Genomic DNA, 17,068 nt, shown 5'->3' with positions numbered 1-17,068 from the left:
ATCAACACGATGGTCGACCAGCTCTCCGCGTTCGCCGACGAGGTCACCCGCGTCGCCCGCGAGGTCGGCACCGAAGGACGCCTCGGCGGCCAGGCCGAGGTGGAGGGCGTCTCGGGCACCTGGAAGCGCCTGACGGAGAACGTCAACGAACTGGCCGGGAACCTGACCCGGCAGGTGCGCGCGATCGCCGAGGTCACGAGCGCCGTCGCGGAGGGCGACCTGACCCGGTCGATCACCGTGGTGGCTTCCGGCGAGGTGGCCGACCTCAAGGACAACATCAACTCGATGGTGGAGTCCCTGCGCGAGACCACCCGGGCCAATCAGGAGCAGGACTGGCTCAAGACCAACCTCGCGCGTATCTCCGGCCTCATGCAGGGCCACCGCGACCTGCCCGTGGTCGCCGAGCTGATCATGGACGAGCTGGTGCCGCTGGTGTCGGCCCAGTTCGGCGCCTTCCACCTCGCCGAGGACGGCACCGAGGGGCCGGAGCTGCGGCTTGTGGGCGCCTACGGCTACCCCGCCGACGACGACCGTCCCACCCGCATCCCGTTCGGCCGCTCGCTGGTCGGCCAGGCCGCGCGCAGCCGCCGCACGATCATCGTCGACGAGCTGCCGGCCGGCTACGTCACCATCTCCTCGGGGCTCGGGCAGGTGGAGCCCAGCGCCCTGGTCCTGTTGCCCATCGTCTTCGAGGGGCAGGTGCTCGGGGTCATCGAGCTGGCGTCCGTCAGCGCGTTCACACAGATCCACCGGGACTTCCTGGAACAGCTGCGGGTGACCATCGGGGTCAACGTCAACACCATCGTGGCGAACGCCCGCACGGACGAACTGCTCGACGAGTCCCAGCGGCTGACCGCCGAACTCCAGGCCCGGTCCGCCGAGTTGCAGTCCCAGCAGGAGGAGCTCCAGCACTCCAACGCCGAGCTGGAGGAGAAGGCCTCCCTGCTGGTGGCGCAGAACCGCGACATCGAGGCGAAGAACCTCCAGATCGAACAGGCCCGGCAGGAACTGGAGGCGCGGGCGCAGCAGCTGTCCCTGGCCTCGAAGTACAAGTCGGAGTTCCTGGCCAACATGAGCCATGAGCTGCGCACCCCGCTCAACAGCCTGTTGATCCTGGCCCAGTTGCTGGCCCAGAACCCCTCGCGCAACCTCACGCCGAAGCAGGTCGAGTACGCGGGCATCATCCACTCGGCCGGTTCGGACCTGCTCCAGCTGATCAACGACATCCTGGACCTGTCGAAGGTCGAGGCAGGCAAGATGGACGTCTCGCCGGAGCGGGTCTCGCTGCGGCAGCTCATCGAGTACGTCGAGGCCACGTTCCGGCCGATGACGTCGCAGAAGAGCCTCGAGTTCACCATCGACACGGCCGCCGGCGCCCCCGCCGACCTGCTGACCGACGACTCCCGGCTGCGTCAGGTGCTGCGCAACCTGCTGTCCAACGCGGTGAAGTTCACCGAGCAGGGCAGTGTGGAGCTGCGCATCGAGCCGGCCTCCGACGAGGAGGTGCCCAGCGGCGTGGTCCGCGGCGGCACCGTGGTGGCGTTCCGGGTCAAGGACACCGGCATCGGCATCCCGGAGCAGCAGCTGGAGACCATCTTCGGCGCCTTCCAGCAGGCGGACGGCACCACCAGCCGCAAGTACGGCGGCACCGGCCTCGGGCTGTCCATCACCCGCGAGATCGCGCATCTGCTCGGCGGCGCGGTCACCGTGGACAGCACGCCCGGACGGGGCAGCACGTTCACGCTCTACCTGCCCGTCGCGCGGCGGGACTTCCAGGACGTCGAGGGCGCCCGACCGGTGGAACACGCCGCCCTCGGCGGCACGCCCTCGGCGCTCCCCGCCGGCTCCCCCGGTGTGACTCTGGTCACCGGCACGACCGGGCGGCGTCCGCGCCGGCTGCTGGTGATCGAGGAGCGGCCGCGCGGTCTGCTGACCCTGGTCGCCGAGAGCGTCGTCGCGGACATGGCGCGCGGCCGGGAGGACGGCACGGCGGCGCCGGTCGACATCGTCACCGCCGTGGGGGCGCACGAGGCGGCGGGCGCGCTGGCCGCGGAGCCCTGCCACTGCGTCGTCCTGGAACTGGGCATGCCCGACGCCGAGGCGTCCCGGTTCCTGGAGGCCCTGCACGACGACTCCGTGCTGACGGGTGTGCCGGTGCTCGTGCACAGCGGGCACCGCGCGGACCTCGCCCAGGAGGAGAGCCTCCAGTCCCGGGCGGCGGGCAAGCCGATGGAGTTCCTGTCCAGCCTGGACGAGCTGCGCGAGCGCATCACCCTACATCTCTCCGCCGAGGAGCCGGGCGACGTCCTGGCGCTGGTGCGGCCGGACGATCCCCAGCACGTGGCGCCCCATCCCGTGGCTCCCCACCCCGCGGACGACGCCGTCGTGGGCCGGACGGTCCTCGTCGTCGACGACGACGCGCGCAACCTCTTCGCGCTCAGCGGGATCCTGGAGCTGCACGGCATCCGTGTCCTGCACGCGGAGAACGGCCGCGAGGGGATCGACACGCTGCGCAGCAACCCGGACATCGCGATGGTCCTGATGGACGTGATGATGCCCGAGATGGACGGATACACGGCCACGGCCGAGATCCGCCGCATGTCCGAGTACGCCGATCTGCCCATCGTCGCGGTGACCGCCAAGGCGATGCCCGGGGACCGGGAGAAGAGCCTCGCCTCGGGCGCCAGCGACTACGTCACCAAGCCCGTCGACACCCATGACCTCATGTCCTGCGTCCGACGCTGGCTGACCGTCTGAGGACGTCCGCCCCGCCGCAGCCCCCAGGCGTCCCCAGTCGAGGAGTCCGCACACCGTGACCATTCCCACTCAGCCGACGGAACCCGGCGACGACCGGATCCTGCCCGCACCGACCGCGTCCGCCCCGGCGCCGACCGCCACGACGGCGGAGGTGGACTTGTTCGCGACGGCCGGGGAGCAGTCCGCGCCCGAGGAGGACGTGAGCCCGCGGGAGCCGGACGGCGTCGCCGCGGCCTCGCCCGTGGGCCGGCTGGCCGCCACCGTGGACCGGCTGCGGCAGGAGGTCATGGCGGCCCAGGCGGAGGCCGACGGGCGGGCCCTGGTCGAGCTGGCCAAGGGCATCCTGGTGGAGCGGCTCGGCTGTGGGCCGAGCGAGGCGGCACAACAGCTCTCCGCGCTGGCGGAGCAGGCCGGCCTGAGTCCGCTGGAGTTCGCGGTGGACGTCATCAACCAGGCGGCCAAGGACCGGGTCTCCGAGGTGACGGAGGCCTTCCTGGCGGCCGTCACGAAGGCGGAAGGTGCCGCGGAGCAGTCCGCGGCCGTGCGCTTGCGGGCCGCCGAGAGCGGGGCGCTGGCGGCCGCGCACGACACCCAGGCGGTCGCGGACTCCCTGCTCCAGCACGCGCTGGGGCCGCTGGGCGCGGTCGCCGTGGCGATCTGGGCAGCGGGCCCCGACGGTTCCCTGACCCTCGCCGGCAGTGCGGGGTTCTCCCCCGGGGAGGCCGAGCGCTGGCGGTACGTCCCGCCGGACGTGGCCACGGTGGCGCGCGGCGCCCTCACCAAGGGCACCACCCAGTGGATCGGGTCGCTGTCCCGGACCGGGCTGCCCACCATCGGCCGGCAACTGCACCCGGATGGCGGCCGGGCGGCCGTGCCCGCCGGCAGCGCCGGGCGCGTGAACGGGATCCTGGAGATCGCCTGGCCGGCCCCGCTGGACCGGCAGCCCCCCGCGGTGGTGCGCCAGGTGGAGGCCCTGGCCGATCTGTGCGCCCACACGCTCCAGGCGTACGCGCATGTCAGGGGCCCGGGCCAGGAATCACTCCTGCTGCCGGACGTGTCGGAGCTGATGGACCTGACGGACGGGCTGCACGACCCGGCCCTGGTCCTGGTGCCGCACGTCGACACGGCGGGGAAGCTGGTGGACTTCCGCATCCAGCACGTCAACGACCGTTTCCTCGACCCGGCGGGCCGGCCGCGCGCCGTGGTCAACGGGGCCCTGCTGCTCGAGGCCTATCCGATGGCCGCGGGAGGCGGTGACCTCTTCCAGCGGATCGAGCGCGTGCACGCCACCGGCGAGCCGTTCCGCGCGCGCCGTATGAGTCTGACCGCGCTGGTCGGCGAGGTACCGATCGCCGCGGTCGCGGACGTCAGCATCAGCCGGCACGGCAACTGCGTGCTGCTGATCTGGCGGATCGAGGACGAGGCGGCGCGACTGGCGAGCCTGCTGCAGAACGCCCAGCGCCTCGGCCGCATCGGTGGCTTCGAGGAGGATCTGCTCACCGGCGAGACCACCTGGAACGGGCAGCTGTTCACCCTGTACGGGCGCTCCGAGGCGAGCCCTCCGGTCCCGCTGGAGGAACTGGCGGCGCACACACATCCCGACGACGCGGTCATCGTCGGTCGCCTGCTGCGCACGCTGCTGCACCGCCGCCGTCCGGCGTCCGCGGCATTCCGGCTGCAGCGGCCGGACGGTGTGACCCGGCACATGCGGATCGTCGCCGAGCCGGTGCTCGACACCGACGACCGGCTGGTCGCCGTGCGCGGCGCCTACCAGGACATCTCCGCGCAGCACTGGACTGAGGTGGCGCTCGCCGCCACCCGCGACCAGCTCGCGCAGAGCGAGCAGCACGCCAGCGAGCGCAGTCGGCTGGCCCTCCAGCTCCAGCACGCGATCATGCCGCCGACCCGGGCACCCCTGGAGGCGCCCGGCCTCCAGGTGGCCGTCCGCTACCGGCCGGCCGAGGAGGAGCATCTGGTGGGCGGCGACTGGTACGACGCCGTCGTGCTGCCCTCCGGCCTGGTGATGCTGTGCGTGGGCGACGTGGCCGGGCACGGCATCGAGGCCGCGACCAGCATGGTGGTGCTGCGCAACGCGCTGCGCGGACTGGCCGTGACCGGGGCGGGCCCGGGACAGCTGCTGTCCTGGCTCAACATCGTCGCCCACCATCTGACGGGGTCCATCACGGCCACGGCGGTGTGCGGCCTGTACGACCCGGCCCGGCACACGCTGCGCTGGGCCAGGGCGGGCCATCTGCCGCCGGTGCTGGTGCGGGACGCCCGGGCGGCGCCGCTGCCCCTGCTGAGGGGGATGCTGCTGGGTGCCGTGCCGGACACGGTCTACGAGGAGGAGGAGGTCCAGCTGGCCGCCGAGGACACCCTGCTGATGTACACCGACGGCCTGATCGAGCGGCGCGACCGGTCCGTGGAGGAGTCGCTGACCCAGTTGCTGCTACAGGCCAGCACCGTGCCGCCGACGCTGGACCGGCAGCTCGACCGGCTGCTCACCTACAGCAGGTCCGACACGGACGACGACACCTGCATCGTGGGTATCCGCGTGCACTAGGTCGCCCCTCGTGCGGGATCCGTGCATGGTGGAGAGGTTCGGGGGTATCCGCCTGTGCGCGACACCAGGCCGGGGAAACGCGGACGACGGAAAGGGCGGGACGCGGACCATGAAGACCGACTCGTGCGGCCTCCCCGCGTCCGCGCCCGCCGCCACCGCGTATTGAAGTCCACCGCCGGGGTAAGCGCTCCCGACCGTCAGCTTTCGGAGGTACGTGTGTCCATCGCCCAGAACCCCCTGTCCGTCGAAGTCACCCTGCCTCGCGAGGACGTCGCCCTGGTCACGGTCGAAGGCCATCTCGACCTCGACACCGCGACCGACCTTCAGGCCCATCTGGCCAACCAGCTGCACCACGGCCGACGGCACTTCATCATCGACCTCTCGGCGGTGCCGTTCATGGACTCGTCCGGCATGAACATCATCCTGCGGGTCTACCAGGAGACCCGGGCGCTGCCGGGCAGTGTGCACGTGGTCGACCCGACGCCGGCCGTACGCCGCGTTCTGGAGCTCACCGGAGTCAGCCTCACCGTGCCCATATCGGAGAAGGTCGACGAGGCTCTGGACCTCATCGACCGGCAACAGCAGCCGGAGGGCCCGCAGGGCTGACGGGCCGCTGCCGGCAGGGCACGGGGGGATGCGCGGACAAGGCCGACTGCTGTTCAATACTTGTCGTTTGACAACTGTGTACGTAAGGCAACAGAGTGAGCCGGACAGTCATGCGGGAGGGAACACGGATGTGCCGGTGGGCGGACCCGATCATCCGGGGGCACCGTCAGGCGGTACGGGCGTCAGAGGCGTCCGAGTCGTGGATCTGCTCCCCCGCAGCCGAGCAGAACGCCTCCAGCCCCCGCAGCAGCGCGGTGCGCTGCGCGCCGGACATCAGCTCCAGCACGCCTTCCAGCGTGGCCTCGCGGCGCGCCCTGAGGTCGGCGAGGAAGGCACGCCCGCGGCGGCTCAGGAAGAGCTCCAGCTCCCGGCGGCTCTCGGCGGCGGTCCTGCGTTCGATGAAGCCGACGGCCTGGAGCCGGTCGCACAGGCGGCTGGTGGACGGCGGTGAGGACCCGAGGACGGCGGCGAGCGTGCGCAGGTTGATGCCCTCGTGGTGCTCGAGGATGAACAGCACGCGCAACTGGGAGGCGGAGACCGGCGCCGTCGAGGCACGGCCCCAGAGGACTTCCAGCAGCTCCGCCGCCTCTGAGGTCACACGCGCCACCTGGAGGGGCTGCGGCCGCGAGGAGGGGGACATCACGGTCACACTCTCGCAGGCTTCCCGACGGCTGTCAGCCCACCACCCCCGGGGCCGTCACGGGCTGGGCGCCACGGCACCCCGGGAAACGATGTGACCGACCGCGTGGACAGACTCGTCGCCGCCGGGCGCGCACTGCGCTCCGCGGCACCGCACCAGCTGCCCGAGGCCCTGCGCCGGGTGCTTCGCGCCCACTACGCGGCGGAAGAGGTGGAGTTCCTGCTGGCCGACTACGGGCTGACGGTGTTACTGCCCGTGCCTCCCGCGCCGGACGGCTCGGAGCCGGTGCCCGTCCGGGGCAGCGCGCCCGGGCGGGCCTTCGGGTCGCGGCAGCCGTACGTCGAGGAACCGGCCGCCGGGCGGGTGCGGGCGCATCTGCCGGTGACCGTGCGCGGCGACCGGCTGGGCGTGCTGTCCCTGACACTGCCGGCGCGGAGCCGGGAGTCCCTGACCGAACTCGCCGAGCTGGCGGAGCTCCTGGGGCATGAGGTGGTGGTCGCCCAGCGCGACACCGACCTGTACGTACGGGCCCGCCGCAAGGACCGGCTGACGCTCGCGGCGGAGATGCAGTGGCAGTTGCTCCCGGCCCGTTCCTGCGCCGGGGAGGAGTACGCGCTGGGTGCCCAGCTCGAGCCCGCCTACGCCGTCTTCGGTGACAACTTCGACTGGGCGGCGTCCGCCGACCGTCTGATGGTCTACGTCACCAACGGGATGGGCGAGGGCATCGAGGCGGCCCTGCTGACCACCCTCGGCATCAACGCGTTGCGCAACGCGCGTCGCGCCGGCGTCCCGATCGAGGACCAGGCGGCCCTGGCCGACCAGGCGCTCCACGCCCACTACCGGGGCGAGGCGCATCTGTCGGTCCTGTTGGTGGACATCGAGCTGTCGACGGGGCGGATGCGGATCGTCGACGCCGGCTCGCCGCGGCTGCTGCTGCTGCGCGACCGGGTCCTGTCCCTGGTGGACCTCGACGCCCAACTGCCGCTGGGCATGTTCGAGGAGACCGACTACATGGCCCAGGAGCTCACTCTGCTGCCCGGCGACCGGCTGGTCTTCGTCAGCGACGGAGTCCACGGGGTCGCGGCCCCGGGCGGCGAGACATACGGCGAACGCGCCCTGGCCCGGGCGGTCGGCAATGCCTCCCTGCTGCCCGCGGCGGACGTCCCGGCGGCGGTGCTGCGCGAGCTGACCGGGCACCGCGGAAGGCCCGAGCCGGACGACGACGCGCTCGTCGTGTGTCTCGACTGGTTCGGCAAACGGCCCGTCCGGCCCGGGGGCCGACCCGCGCGGACCGGACCGCACAGCACAGCCCCCGCCCACCGGCGGGCCGGCGGGGACGACGGAGAAGCCGACGAGGACCAGGAGTGAAGCAGTTGCCGGAGCACGCAACGGCCGCAGACCACACGACGCCGGCGAGCGCCGTGGGAAAGTTCCTGCACCGCCGCCGTGAGCAGATCGCCCAGCGCTGGGCCGACGAATCCCTCTTCCGCACGGTCTTCACCGTCTCACGGGAGGAGGCGGTGGAGGCGGGCCGGGTCGTCGTCGACGCGCTCGCCCAGGTGGCCGACACCGGCCGGGTGGCCGACACCGACGCGGCCGGATTCACCGCGGTCCGCGAGCAGCTGGCCAACATGGTGGCCTCCCGCGCCCGCTTCGGGCTCAGCTCCGGCCAGATCTCCACCGAGGTGGACGGCCTGCGCACACCCGCCGTGAACCTTCTGGTCGCCGACCTGCCCGAGGCCTCGCCCGAGTACCTCAGGGAGTGCACGACACTCCTGACCGTGCTCATGGGCACCCTGCGGCTGGTGGTCCTGGAGACCTCGCTGAGCGCGGGCCAGGCCCTCATCGACCGGCAGCAGGTGGAGCTGCTGGAGGCCGCCACACCCGTCATCCGGCTGTGGGACGGCATCGTCGCCGTACCGCTCATCGGGACGCTCGACAGCGCCCGCAGCCAGGTCGTGATGGAAACGCTGCTGGAGTCGGTCGTCGACCAGCAGGCCCGGTTCGCGATCCTCGACATCACCGGTGTGCCGATGGTCGACTCGCTGGTGGCACAGCACCTGATGAAGACCGTCGCGGCCGTGCGGCTGATGGGCGCGGAGTGTGTCGTGTCGGGCATCCGGCCCGCCATCGCGCAGACCATCGTGCACCTCGGTCTTGACCTGGGCACCGTGGTCACCAGGTCGAGCCTCGCCGACGCCCTGGGGTACGCCCTGCACCGACTGGGTGCCGACATCGTGCTCGCCACACCCGGCGGTGCGGGTCCACGGTGAACCACGACCTCTCCCTCGCGGGCCAGGCCCATGTGCCGGTGCTCCGGCTCGGCGACGTCCTGCTGATCACCCTCCAGGGCGATCTGCACGACGGTACGGCGGAACAGCTCCAGCAGGACGTCGCCGAGCAGATCGTCCGCAGCCGGGTGACCGGCGTGGTCATCGACATCTCCGGCGTGGAGATCGTCGACTCCTTCCTGGGGCGCGTCCTGGCCGAGATCGCGGCGAGCGCGCGGCTGCTGGCCGCGCAGACCGTGGTGGCCGGCATGCGCCCCGCGGTGGCGATCACGCTGGTGGAACTCGGGCTCTCGCTGCCCGGACTGCGGACCGCGCTCAGCACCGAGTCGGCCTTCGAGCTGCTGGCCGTGGCTCCGGGCGGCCCGCGCCGGGAGCCCCGGTGAGCGAGACGGCCGCGGGCGTCGAGGCCCGCCTGCCGATCCGCTCGGACCTGGACCTGGTGTGGGTGCGGCAGCACGTGCGCCAGGCGGCCGGCACGCTCGGTTTCGGCCTGGTGGAGCAGACCAAACTGGTCACGGCGGCCAGTGAACTGGCCCGCAACACCCTGGTGTACGGCGGCGGCGGCGAGATGGCCGCGGACCACGTGGCCGACGACGGGCGGGGGGTGCAGGGCCTGCGGCTGACGTTCACGGACCGGGGACCGGGCATCGCCGACCCCGAGCGGGCGCTGAGCGACGGCTACACCTCCGGCGGCGGGCTGGGCCTCGGCCTGGGGGGAGCACGTCGCCTGGTGCACGAGTTCTCCCTCGACAGCACGCCCGGCACCGGCACCACGGTCACGGTGACTTCCTGGGCGGGCCGCCCGCCCCGGCAGCGCGAGGAGCACTGATGACACGCGTGTGGGACATCCCGGTGCACGACTCGACGCGGGTGCGCGACGCGCGGGTGGCCGCGGAGGACGCGGCGGCGCTGGCCGGCCTGGCCCCCTCGCGTGCCGCCGACGCCGCCCTCGTCGCCACCGAGCTGGCGACGAACCTGCTCAGGCACGCGTGCGGCGGACAGCTCCTCGTGGAGGCGGTCGGCCCGCCGAACGGGTGCGCGGACGGCCTCGTGGTGCAGATGGCCGCCATCGACCATGGGCCGGGCATGTCCGACGTCCCCGCAGCGCTGGGCGACGGCTTCTCGACGGCGGGCTCGCTGGGCGCCGGCCTGGGCACCTGCCGACGGCTCGCCGACGACTTCGACCTGCACAGCGTCCCCGGCCGCGGGACGGTCGCGCTGGCCCGTATCGGCGGCACGGCCAGAACCCGCGGTCACCGCGACCGGGTTACCGAGCAGGCACCTGAACACGCCGCCGGGCAGGCCGGGGAGGCGACGCACTCCACGCCGGGGAACGTCTCCGTACCCGCTCCCTTCGCCGTGCGGGTCGGTGGCGTCAACGTCCCTTTCAGGGGTGCCGAACACTCGGGGGACGCCTGGACCTGCGCCGGCGACGGCGACCGGCTGACCCTGATGCTGGCCGACGGGCTGGGCCACGGCCCCGAGGCCGCCCTTGCCTCGACCGCGGCGGTGCGCGAGGTGCACCGTTCGGCCCACCTCCCGCCGGCCGAACTGCTGCGCCGCCTCGACGACGCGCTGCGCGGGACGCGGGGCGCCGCGGTCGCGGTGGCCCAGCTGGACCTGCGGGCCGGGCGGCTGCGCTTCGCGGGCATCGGCAACGTCGGGGCGCGGCTGCGTGAGGGCGGCTCCTGGCGCCATCTGCTGTCCCGGCCGGGCATAGTCGGCGCACACCGGCCCTCGACGCTGCCCGAGACCGAGGCGGCCTGGGCCGCGGACCGGCTGCTCGTCCTGCACAGCGACGGGCTGCCCAGCCGCTGGGCGCCGTCGGCCGATCCCCGCCTGCTGACCGCCGACCCCGCCGTCACCGCCGCCGTGACGGTCCGGGACGCCGGCAGTTCCGCATGGCCGGTGCGTGACGACACCGCCGTGGCCGTCCTGTCCCCGACCCCGCCGGACCGCCGATGAAACGCACCTGGCCGATCAGCACCGTCGACGACGCGGCACGCGCGCGTATCGGCGTGACGCGGGTGGCCGCCGCGCACGGCGTGCCGCCGCTGGAACGCACCCGGCTGGCCGCCGCCCTCGGCGCGCGGCTGCGCCAGTGTCTGACCAAGGGCGGCGCCTGGCGGCTCGCCCTGACGAAGGCAGGTGCCTCGCTGCAGGTGGAGGTCTGGCCCTCCCCCGCCGACGGTGAGCCGCCGTGGCTCGTCACGGCGCCCTGCCCCGAGCCCGCCCCGGCACCCCTTCGCGACACCGTGGCGGGGGACGCCACCACCCTCTCGGAGGCCCTGCTCGGCGCCGACGAGGACACCGCCCTGGTGCTGGAGCGACTGGCCGAGCAGGAGCGACTGGTCGCTTTCCACCGGGAGGAACTGCACCAGACCAACCAGGGTGTGCTGGCGCTGCACGCCGAGCTGGACGCCGCCGGACGGGCGCAGCGCGAGGCCTTCGCGGCGGAGCGCGAGGCGCGCCGGGAGGCGGAGGACGCCCGGCGCAGGCTGACGTTCCTGGCCGACGCCAGCGCGGCGCTGACGGCCTCCCTCAACCACGAGGAGATCGTGCGCCGGCTGCCCGAGCTGCTGGTGCCCCAGTACGCCCGTACGGTCGACGTCTGGCTCTTCGACGCCGAGGACGAGCGGGTGCCGTCCGTGCCGCGTCCGGCGGCCGCCGTGATCGCGGCCCGTACCGGGCGCCCGCAGTACGCGTCCGCGCACCCCGGAGGCTTTCCCGGGGTGGAGGACCAGCCGCCGTCGGCGCTGCATCCCGGCCGGTCCCTGCTGTGCGTGCCGCTGCCGACACGCCGCGCGCCCCTGGGCGTCCTCACGCTGACCGCGCCCGGCCAGAGCTGGAACCCGGACGACGCCGTCATGCTCGTGGAGCTCACCCGGCGGGCCGGCGGGGCGCTCGACAACGCACGCCGCTTCGAGCACAACCGCGACATCGCCGAGACCCTCCAGCGCGCCCTGCTGACCGACCTGCCGACCACCCCGGGCCTGCGGCTGGCGGCCCGCTACCTGCCGGCCACGTACGGGCTGAACATCGGCGGTGACTGGTACGACGCGTTCCGGCAGCCCGACGGCAGTCTGATCACCGTCATCGGTGATGTGACGGGGCACGGGCTGCACGCGGCGGTGATGATGAGCCAGCTGCGCACCGCGCTACGCGCGTACGCCGTCGACGGCGGCAGCCCGGGGGTGCTGCTGACCCGGCTGCACACGTTCCTGCACCATCTCCAGCCGGACCTGTACGCGACCGCCGTGATCGCCCGCTTCCAGCCCGGTGAGCCGGTGCTGACCTGGGCGGCTGCGGGTCATCCCCCGCCGGTGCTGCGCGGCCCGGACGGGCGGGTGCGCACCCTGGACGCCAAGCCGGGGGCGATGCTCGGCATCCCGCTGCACCAGGAGATCGCCGACCACACGGTGCCGCTGGAGCCTGGGTCGACGCTGGCGCTCTACACGGACGGGCTGGTGGAGCGTCGGGCCCAGGGCATAGACCCGGGCATCGAACGGCTGACGGCGGCGCTCGGCGCGTTCCGCGGCGAGGAGCTCGACGCGGACCTGGACGGCTCGGCGGAGCGCATCCTGGACCCGATGCTGAGCGACTCCGAGCGCGACGACGACGTCTGTCTGCTGCTGTGCCACATCGACAGCCGTGTCGACCGTCACGCCGGCAGCCACCTGCGGACCGGGTTGTGAAGAGGGCCCACTGCGGACCGGGTCCTGAAGAGGGTCCCCTGCGGACCGGGTCCTGAAGAGGGTCTCCCTGCGGACCGGGTCCTGAAGAGGGTCCCCCTTGAGGCCGGTCAGCCCTCTGCGCCCCCAGTCCCGAGGCCGGTCAGCCGTCCGGCTCCTCGTATCCCCGGCCCGACGTGTACGCCTGGTGGAAGCCGAAGAGCCCGTGTTGCAGCGCGGTGCGCTGAGCCGGGGTCATCGCCTCGAACACGGCCGCGAGGCGCCGTACGCGGCGCTCGGCGACATCGGTGAGGAGGCGCTGTCCGTAGGCGGTCACCACGAGCTGCACCTCGCGCCGGTTGCGGGGCTGCACGGTGCGTTCCAGCAGCCCGGCAGCCTCGAGCCGGTCGCAGAGGCGGCTCGCGGTGGGCAGCCCGACGCCCAGGTGCTCGGCCAGTGCCGTGAGATTGAGTTCCGGGCGCCGCCGGACCGTCCGCAGGGCGTGCAACTGCCGAGCGGGCAGCCGGGGTCTGCTCTCCTCCGCCGCCATGAGCCAGCAGGCCACCAGACTCTCCACCGCCTCGGCAACCTGCCGGGCCTGTGTCCGACGGCTTTCCCACCGGCCGTCGCCGGAGCCGTCCGCGCACCCCACCGCCACTATCCTCCGGCCTCCGCGATTGTCATGTACGTCGGCCTACCCGAAGGTGACGGGCGTACACAGGCTGTTCCGGGGTACGACGGTGACCTCAGGAGAAACGTTCGTCTGCATGCCTCGCCCGGCTGGCGGAACCAGTCCGGGCGCGGTGGGATCGATGAGGTGCTGGACGCCCGCGGGCGGGGCAGGCGCATGACGTCGGGGCAGACCGCCTGGAGCCGCAGAAAGGGATGGACATCGTGACACGACCCAGGATCCTGGTGGTGGGCGCGGGCTTCGCGGGAGTGGGGTGCGTTCGGCGTCTGGAACGCGCACTCTCCGCCGCGGAGGCCGACGTCACTCTGGTGACGCCGTTCAGCTACCAGCTCTATCTGCCGCTGCTGCCGCAGGTCGCCTCGGGGGTGCTGACGCCCCAGTCGATCGCCGTATCGCTGCGCCGCAGCAAGAAGTACCGCACCCGGATCATTCCGGGCGGCGCCATCGGCGTGGACCTGAAGTCGAAGGTCTGCGTCATCCGGACCATCACCGACGAGATCGTCAACGAGCCCTACGACTACATCGTGCTGGCTCCCGGCAGTGTGACCCGCACCTTCGACATCCCGGGGCTGACCGAACACGCCTTCGGGATGAAGACCCTCGCCGAGGCCGCGTACATCCGCGACCACGTCATCAGCCAGCTGGACCTGGCCGACGCCAGCCACGACCCGGCCGAGCGGACCTCGCGGCTGCAGTTCGTGGTCGTCGGCGGCGGCTACGCCGGCACCGAGACCGCCGCCTGTCTCCAGCTCCTCACCCACAACGCGGTCAAGCGGTATCCGAACCTGGACCCGAGCCTGATCAAGTGGCATCTGATCGACATCGCGCCGAAGCTGATGCCGGAGCTCGGCGACAAGCTGGGCCGCAGCGCCCAGGAGGTGCTGCGCAAGCGGGGCATCGACATCTCGCTGGGCGTGTCCGTCGCCAAGGCGGGCCCGGAGGAGGTCACCTTCACCGACGGGCGGGTCATCCCGACCCGCACCCTGATCTGGACGGCGGGAGTCGTGGCGAGCCCGCTGATCGCGACGCTCGGCGCGGAGACGGTCCGCGGGCGGCTCGCCGTCACCGCCGAGATGAACCTGCCCGGTGACGACGGGGTGTTCGCGCTCGGGGACGCCGCCGCCGTACCCGACGAGGCCAAGGGCGAGGAAGGCGCGATCTGCCCGCCGACCGCGCAGCACGCGATGCGTCAGGGCAAGGTCGTCGCCGACAACGTCATCGCGACGCTGCGGGGACAGGTGCTGCGGCCGTACGTGCACAAGGACCTCGGGCTGGTCGTCGACCTCGGCGGCACCGACGCCGTCTCCAAGCCGCTCGGCATCGAACTGCGGGGGCTGCCAGCGCAGGCGGTGGCGCGCGGCTACCACTGGTCGGCCCTGCGCACCGGGGTGGCCAAGGCCCGGGTGCTGACGAACTGGACGCTCAACGCGATCGCGGGAGACGACTTCGTGCGCACCGGCTTCCAGGCGCGCCGGGCGGCGCGGCTGAAGGACTTCGAGTACACGGACAGCTATCTGTCGCCCGAGCAGGTGCGGGCGCAGATCGAGGGGACCGGGTCGGGCAGCGCCTGAGTCCGGACGGTGGGAGAGAGTACGGCGGCATGAGGGCGGCGGCACGGTCGGTCGGTGCGCGGTGGCGGGATCGGATCGCGGCGTCCGACCCCGGGCTGCTGCGCCTCGCCGCCGGACTGCGGACGGTCGGTGCGATCGCGCTGACGCTGGCCGTGCTCTCCCTGCTGGGCGCGGACGTCTCGCACCTGGTGGCGGGGGCCATCGCCGCGATGGTCGCCACGTTCGCGATCCGGGAGAAGCAGCGCGACCGGCAGGCCGTCACGCTGGCGCTGGGCCTGCCGGTGGCGTTCGCCTCGATGTCGCTGGCGGCGCTGCTCAGCTCCCGGGTGGTGGCCGGTGACGTCTTCTTCGTCGCCCTGATCTTCTGCGCCGTCTACGGCCGCCGGTTCGGCGACCGGGGCACGGCGCTCGGGCTGATCGGCTTCCAGGTCTACTTCCTGTCCCTGTTCGTCGGGGTCAACGGGTCGACCCTGCCCGGGTTCTACGGCTCGCTCGCCGCCGCCTTCGGGTGCAGCGCGGTGGCGCGCTTCGTGCTGGTGCCGCAGACCCCGACCGGTATCCTCCAGCGGCTGCGTGACGCCTTCCGGGCCCGGCTCGCCCAGCTGATCGACGCCCAGCTCGATCTGCTGGACGCCGGTCCCGACGACGTGGGGAAGACCCTGGCCCAGGTGCGCGAGGGCACCGCCCGGCTGCACGAGAGCGCCATGATGATCCAGGGCCGGCTGGACGAGGGCACCCGGGACGAGGCGACGGCCCGGCTGGTGCAGCGCCGGATCGCCGACGCCGAGATCGCCGCCGAGCGGCTCGGTCTGCTCCTGCTGACGGCCCGCAGCGCCGAGCGGGCCGACACGCTCACCCTGCATCTGCCGGGCGCGCCGCTGCCGGAGGGCGGCCATCTCCCCGTGCGGGACGAGGCACTCGACACCCTGCGCCGTGATCTGCGGGCCCTGCGGCTGCTGGTCCGGCTCCCCGTCGCCGAGGGCACGGGCACGGCCCAGCTACGCAACCGGCTGCTGGGCTACCGGGAGGAGGAGAACCTGCCTCGGGCGTCCCCGGCCGTGCAGGACGTCTTCCGGGGCGTCGGTGAGGCGGCGCGCGCCGTGCTGGGGCTGCGGATCGCGCTCGACGGGCCCCAGGACGACTCCGACGACAGCCCCGAGACCGCCCGCTCCCGCGAGGAGCTGGACGCGGAGGACGCCGCGATCGGCGGGGGCGAGGGGGAGGAGGACCCCGCCACGTCCGGGAAGGACACCGGGCTGCGGCGGCCGACCACCCGGGCCGCCGTGCAGGTCGCCGTCGGGTCGTCGCTGGCCATCGCCGGGGGCGAACTGCTGTCCTCGCACCGCTGGTACTGGGCGGTGCTGACCTGCTGGATCGTGTTCATCAACACCGCCTCCACCGGGGAGATCCTGGTCAAGGGCTACCGGCGGCTGCTGGGCACCGTGCTCGGTGTGGTCGCGGGCATCGTGCTGGCGGGGCTGGTCGGACACCACACGTGGACGGCGTTCGCGGTGGTGCTGCTGTGTGTGTTCGCGATGTTCTACACGGCGCCGCTGTCGTACACGCTGATGTCGTTCTTCGTCACGGCCGCGCTGGGTGTGCTGTACACGCTGCTGCACACGTACAGCCTGTCGGTGCTGGTGCTGCGGGTGGAGGAGACGGCGCTGGGGGCGGCCTGCGGCATCGTCGCGGCGGCGCTGGTGCTGCCGGTGCACACCGACCGGCGGACGAACGAGCTGCTGACGACCGTGCTGGACCGGCTGACCGATGTCACCGGGGCCGCCGTGGAGCAGCTGAGCGGCGGTCCCCCGGTCGACCTGCTGGACCTGGCCCGTGACCTGGACCAGGCGCTGGCCGATCTGCGGGCCGCCACGCAGCCCCTGACGCATCCGGTGACGCCGTTGCGGACCCGGCGGGACACGGCCCGGTATGTCGTCGCGCTGCTCGAGACCTGCGCGTATCACGCGCGGGCCCTGGCGGCCACGGCGGAGCTGCTGCCCACGCAGCGGTCGATCGCGGCGGACCCGCGGCTGCGCCGGGCCGGGCGGCGGATCCGGGACAACATCGGGGCGATCGCCGCGCGGGTCGCGGACGAGCGCAGCACCGCCGAGGTACTGACCGGGCCGAGCATCGCCTCGCTGCTGACGCCCGGCGGACCGGGGACGCCGCGCGACGGCCGGGTGACCGACCGGGTGCTGCGGCACCTTCAGCGCCTCGACGAGGGGGTGGTCGGTCTGGCCCGGCCGCTCGGGGCGCCGGTGACGCCGCCGAGGTGAGG

Annotated in this window: 13 protein-coding genes; 11 read left to right on the top strand and 2 right to left on the bottom strand. The window is 73.1% G+C overall.

All coding sequences use genetic code 11. From position 1 onward, the window contains the following. The 3 genes from ACFWBB_RS15830 to ACFWBB_RS15820 form a co-directional block, all read left to right on the top strand. On the top strand, window positions 1-2,757 hold a 2,757-nt coding region (locus ACFWBB_RS15830), incomplete at its 5' end, for an ATP-binding protein (RefSeq protein WP_385271546.1). Between the two features lie 55 nt (window positions 2,758-2,812). Continuing rightward, a complete protein-coding gene (locus ACFWBB_RS15825; protein ID WP_385271543.1) occupies window positions 2,813-5,320 on the top strand; it encodes a SpoIIE family protein phosphatase in 2,508 nt (835 codons plus the stop codon). 216 nt (window positions 5,321-5,536) lie between these two features. Beyond that, window positions 5,537-5,926: an STAS domain-containing protein gene (locus ACFWBB_RS15820; protein ID WP_385271540.1), complete on the top strand. Its 390-nt coding sequence runs from the start codon at window positions 5,537-5,539 to the stop codon at window positions 5,924-5,926. Window positions 5,927-6,092: 166 nt separating this feature from the next. On the opposite strand, the gene ACFWBB_RS15815 is transcribed toward ACFWBB_RS15820, so the two are convergent. Beyond that, window positions 6,093-6,566: a MarR family winged helix-turn-helix transcriptional regulator gene (locus tag ACFWBB_RS15815; protein ID WP_385271537.1), complete on the bottom strand. Its 474-nt coding sequence runs from the start codon at window positions 6,564-6,566 to the stop codon at window positions 6,093-6,095. Between the two features lie 93 nt (window positions 6,567-6,659). Here ACFWBB_RS15815 and ACFWBB_RS15810 point away from each other — a divergent pair, with 93 nt between their 5' ends. From ACFWBB_RS15810 to ACFWBB_RS15785, 6 genes are read left to right on the top strand one after another with little or no spacing between them, the layout of a single operon-like run. Next, window positions 6,660-7,934, top strand: a complete 1,275-nt coding sequence (locus ACFWBB_RS15810; RefSeq protein WP_385271534.1) for a PP2C family protein-serine/threonine phosphatase — start codon at window positions 6,660-6,662, stop codon at window positions 7,932-7,934. Window positions 7,935-7,939: 5 nt separating this feature from the next. Further along, complete coding sequence (locus tag ACFWBB_RS15805) at window positions 7,940-8,839, top strand: STAS domain-containing protein (RefSeq protein ID WP_385271590.1); 900 nt, start codon at window positions 7,940-7,942, stop codon at window positions 8,837-8,839. Then, complete coding sequence (locus ACFWBB_RS15800; RefSeq protein WP_385271531.1) at window positions 8,836-9,240, top strand: STAS domain-containing protein; 405 nt, start codon at window positions 8,836-8,838, stop codon at window positions 9,238-9,240. Before ACFWBB_RS15805 ends, ACFWBB_RS15800 begins: the two co-directional genes overlap by 4 nt. Next, window positions 9,237-9,686 (top strand): ATP-binding protein, encoded by a 450-nt coding sequence (locus tag ACFWBB_RS15795; protein ID WP_385271528.1) that lies wholly within the window; start codon window positions 9,237-9,239, stop codon window positions 9,684-9,686. Before ACFWBB_RS15800 ends, ACFWBB_RS15795 begins: the two co-directional genes overlap by 4 nt. Continuing rightward, window positions 9,686-10,822: a SpoIIE family protein phosphatase gene (locus ACFWBB_RS15790; protein ID WP_385271526.1), complete on the top strand. Its 1,137-nt coding sequence runs from the start codon at window positions 9,686-9,688 to the stop codon at window positions 10,820-10,822. The genes ACFWBB_RS15795 and ACFWBB_RS15790 overlap by 1 nt, the downstream gene beginning before the upstream one ends. Next, window positions 10,819-12,552: a PP2C family protein-serine/threonine phosphatase gene (locus ACFWBB_RS15785; RefSeq protein WP_385271523.1), complete on the top strand. Its 1,734-nt coding sequence runs from the start codon at window positions 10,819-10,821 to the stop codon at window positions 12,550-12,552. The genes ACFWBB_RS15790 and ACFWBB_RS15785 overlap by 4 nt, the downstream gene beginning before the upstream one ends. A 139-nt stretch (window positions 12,553-12,691) precedes the next feature. On the opposite strand, the gene ACFWBB_RS15780 is transcribed toward ACFWBB_RS15785, so the two are convergent. Beyond that, complete coding sequence (locus ACFWBB_RS15780; RefSeq protein ID WP_385271520.1) at window positions 12,692-13,180, bottom strand: MarR family winged helix-turn-helix transcriptional regulator; 489 nt, start codon at window positions 13,178-13,180, stop codon at window positions 12,692-12,694. Between the two features lie 233 nt (window positions 13,181-13,413). Between ACFWBB_RS15780 and ACFWBB_RS15775 the strand changes: the two genes are divergently transcribed. Both ACFWBB_RS15775 and ACFWBB_RS15770 read left to right on the top strand, forming a co-directional pair. Next, on the top strand, window positions 13,414-14,790 hold the full coding sequence (locus ACFWBB_RS15775) for an NAD(P)/FAD-dependent oxidoreductase (RefSeq protein ID WP_385271517.1): 1,377 nt from the start codon (window positions 13,414-13,416) through the stop codon (window positions 14,788-14,790). Between the two features lie 29 nt (window positions 14,791-14,819). Continuing rightward, window positions 14,820-17,066 carry an FUSC family protein gene (locus tag ACFWBB_RS15770; RefSeq protein ID WP_385271514.1) on the top strand — a complete coding sequence of 749 codons (2,247 nt, stop codon included), beginning with the start codon at window positions 14,820-14,822 and terminating at the stop codon, window positions 17,064-17,066. The last annotated feature ends 2 nt before the right edge of the window (window positions 17,067-17,068 follow it).

This window comes from Streptomyces sp. NPDC060000 (assembly GCF_042737375.1).
GTDB lineage: Bacteria > Actinomycetota > Actinomycetes > Streptomycetales > Streptomycetaceae > Streptomyces.
Note: the sequence above shows the minus strand (reverse complement) of the source record. Positions and strands in the feature narration are given on the sequence as shown.

Bases quoted from the DNA above. Each gene is read 5' to 3' on its own strand.
- ACFWBB_RS15815 (WP_385271537.1), bottom strand. From the start codon at position 6,566: ATGTCCCCCTCCTCGCGGCCGCAGCCCCTCCAGGTGGCGCGTGTGACC.
- ACFWBB_RS15790 (WP_385271526.1), top strand. From the start codon at position 9,686: ATGACACGCGTGTGGGACATCCCGGTGCACGACTCGACGCGGGTGCGC.
- ACFWBB_RS15785 (WP_385271523.1), top strand. From the start codon at position 10,819: ATGAAACGCACCTGGCCGATCAGCACCGTCGACGACGCGGCACGCGCG.
- ACFWBB_RS15775 (WP_385271517.1), top strand. From the start codon at position 13,414: ATGGACATCGTGACACGACCCAGGATCCTGGTGGTGGGCGCGGGCTTC.
- ACFWBB_RS15770 (WP_385271514.1), top strand. From the start codon at position 14,820: ATGAGGGCGGCGGCACGGTCGGTCGGTGCGCGGTGGCGGGATCGGATC.